This is a genomic window from Thermodesulfobacteriota bacterium (assembly GCA_040755095.1).
In the GTDB taxonomy this organism is placed as follows: domain Bacteria; phylum Desulfobacterota; class Desulfobulbia; order Desulfobulbales; family JBFMBH01; genus JBFMBH01.
The window spans coordinates 1-2,989 of record JBFMBH010000232.1 but is presented as its reverse complement, the minus strand read 5'-3'; the positions used below and the strand labels follow the sequence as shown (position 1 = coordinate 2,989).

Annotated in this window: 4 protein-coding genes; 3 read left to right on the top strand and 1 reads right to left on the bottom strand. The window is 65.9% G+C overall.

The genetic code is table 11. The annotated features are described in order from the left end of the window. A partial coding sequence (locus tag AB1634_19180; protein ID MEW6221636.1) for a hypothetical protein occupies positions 1-526 on the top strand: 526 nt, incomplete at its 5' end. A gap of 77 nt (positions 527-603) precedes the next feature. Here AB1634_19180 and AB1634_19175 read toward each other — a convergent pair. Beyond that, positions 604-1,155, bottom strand: coding sequence for a Uma2 family endonuclease (locus tag AB1634_19175; GenBank protein MEW6221635.1), 552 nt, complete (start codon positions 1,153-1,155; stop codon positions 604-606). Positions 1,156-1,387: 232 nt separating this feature from the next. Between AB1634_19175 and AB1634_19170 the strand changes: the two genes are divergently transcribed. After that, a complete protein-coding gene (locus AB1634_19170; protein ID MEW6221634.1) occupies positions 1,388-1,741 on the top strand; it encodes a Uma2 family endonuclease in 354 nt (117 codons plus the stop codon). Continuing rightward, on the top strand, positions 1,719-2,989 hold a 1,271-nt coding region (locus AB1634_19165), incomplete at its 3' end, for a serine protease (protein ID MEW6221633.1). The genes AB1634_19170 and AB1634_19165, both read left to right, overlap by 23 nt.

Below are 2,989 nucleotides of genomic sequence, written 5' to 3'. Positions count from 1 at the left end.
CAACGGCCGGCTGCTGGTGGGCGACGGCCAGGCCATCTTCAGCTGCGATCTGGACGCCCGGCGATGCGAGCCGGTCGACCTCGCCCCAGGGACGTCGATCCGGGAGAACTACAAGCTGGCGTACCACAAGGCCAAGGACATCCTGTACGTCGCAGACACCAACAACCACGCCCTGATCGCCAAGGCCCTGGGTACGAGCGGCAGCCGGGACTTGAGCGGCGTCAAGCTCAGCTATCCCAACGACATGACCATGTCCCGCCAGGGCGCCCTGCTGATCGCCGACACCAAGAATTCCCGCATCACGGAGGACAACCGGATCTGCGCCATCTACCCGGCCAACGGCCGGATCGAGGTCTTCGGCGATGAGCGGCTCCAGGGAATCCTGGCCGAAACACGGCAGCAGCGCGACGCCTACCGGACCATCAAGGGCCATTCGTTCACGCTCCTGGGGCTGACCCTGGCCGGGCTGGTCGTCATGCTGCTGGTCCACAAACGGTCGCAGGCGGCAAAATTGGCGGCCAGGTAGGGAGGGGCCTCTGCCGCCATCGCGCGGAGCGTGATCCGGGGGCTCAGACCTGGCGTGCGGCGGGGAGTATCGCCGATTCATGCTCCCCAAATCAGGCCGAAATCGAAGGAGAAACGGCAGGCAGCCACAAGATCAAACTCGATCTTCTCGTTGGTGACGTCCGCAAGCTTGCTGTACCTCCCGCCCCGCAAGACGAACACCTTCACCAGGCCTTCTTCCGGGAAGACCAGGCAGTAGTACTTCACCCCTTCCCTTTCGTAGATGGCAAACTTGATCTCCACATCGCGCACATGACTCTTCCTGGAGACAATCTCGAAGATCAGGCTGGGTGCTTTGGTGAGATAAGGACCGACCGGCTCATAACAGACCACCAGATTATCGGGTTGCAGGACGGTGTCCTCGGCGACCTTCCAGTCCACCGGCAGCAGGGCATGGCATCTGTCGCAGCCTTCCAGAAGGAGCCCCAACTGCTGCGCGATCCGTTGACTGATCAACTGGTGCTCGATCGAAGGGGCCGGGGTCATGGCATGCGCTATTCCTGATATGAGCTCCCAACGCCCTTCCCACTGCACGTAATCGTCATAGACGTAATGCGGCAGATAATGGCCCTGGCGAGCTGATGCATCCATGACGACGCTCCTTTCCGCCCTTGCACGAGAATTCAGCTACCCCTGCTCCGTACTCCCCGCTCTGTCTGCACACAGAACACGCAAGTGTCTTTGGTGTCAAGGCCGGCGCTGCCCGGATGGCCGCACCAGGATCGCGCCAGGTAAGGATGGCTGTCGCCAGACGCCGCCGGCCCGCCAGCCCCCACGCCGGTGCGGTTGACAGACGGCGCGTTTGCTGAGATCATCCCCTTGCGTGGCCGTCAGGGCGCTGGGCGCGGACATCCTGGTCCCGGACCTGGCCGGCTGGCGGCGGGAGCGCTTCCCGGTCGCGGACGGCAGCAACTGGATCGGCACTGTCCCGGACTGGGCTGCCGAGATCCTCTCCCCGGGCACGGTGCGGACGGATCGCATCCGCAAGATGGCCATCTACGCCCGGGAGGGCGTTCCTTTTCTCTGGCTCCTCGATCCCGATGCCAGGACCCTGGAGATCTTCCGCCGAGAAGCCAGCAGCTGGCTGCTCCTCTCCGTTCATGGCGATGGTGGCACGGTGCGCGCCGAGCCTTTTTCCGACATCGAGATCGATCTTGACCTCCTCTGGCTGGACTGACCCCCGTATCCGTCTTCTCGCGCTGAGCCTGCTCCTCGCGGTCGCCGCCTGGCCGGCGGTTGCCGGCCCGGAGCAGCCCCATCCTGCTGCCACCGTCTACGTGCTGCCGGTGGCCGGCGATGTGGATCCCGGCATGGCCGCCTTTCTGGAGCGGGCCTTCCGGGACACCGCCAACGCCAAGGACGCCCTCTTCGTCCTGGAGATGGACACCTTCGGCGGCCGGGTGGACTCGGCCCTGCGCATCGTCGATGCCATTGTCAACGACGCCCCGAGCCGCACGGTGGCCTTTGTCGCGGGCAAGGCGATCTCCGCCGGCGCCCTCATCGCCCTGGCCTGCCACGAGCTGGCCATGCGTCCCCACACCACCATCGGCGACTGCGCGCCCATCGCCTACTCCGACGAAGGGCCGCAGATGCTGGGCGAGAAGTTCCAGTCGCCGCTCCGGGCCAAGTTCCGGGCCCTGGCCCGCCGCAACGGCTATCCCCAGCGCCTGGCCGAGGCCATGGTCACCGCCGAGATGGAGGTCTACGAGGTCATCACCCAGGACGGGCAGCGGCAGTTCCTGGATACCCCGGAGCTGGAGCAGCTGGCCGAGACCGACCAGGCCGCCATCCGGTCCAAACGGCTGGTGGTGGCGGCTGGTGAGCTTCTGACCATGGACGACGTGGAGGCCCGGGAGCTGGGCTTCGCCCGGCATACCGCCGCCAGCCTCGATGATCTCCTGGCCCAGCTGGGGATGTCCTCGGCCAAGGTGGTGCATCTGGCGCCCAGCTGGTCCGAGGCCCTGGGCTCCTTCATCAGCACCATCGCCCCCATCCTGCTGGTGATCGGCCTGGGCGCCCTCTACACCGAGATCAAGTCCCCGGGCTTCGGCCTGCCGGGGGTCATTGGCATCCTCTGTCTGGGCCTGGTCTTCCTCAACCAGTACCTGATGGGCCTGGCGGATCACACCGAGCTGCTGCTCATCGCCCTGGGCCTGGCCCTTCTGGGCCTGGAGGTGTTCGTGCTGCCCGGCTTCGGCATTGCTGGCCTGGCCGGCTTCGGCTGCCTCCTGGTCGGCATGATCCTCGCCTTCCAGGACTTCGTCATTCCCAGCCCGGACATGCCCTGGCAAGAGGAGCTGCTCGTCACCAACAGCATCCGGGTGCTGGGCGCCACCATCGCCGCCTTCCTGGCCGCCCTCTTTTTCCTGCGCCATCTGCTGCCCCGCCTGGGCCGGGTGGTGGAAGGGCCGTATCTGGACACCTC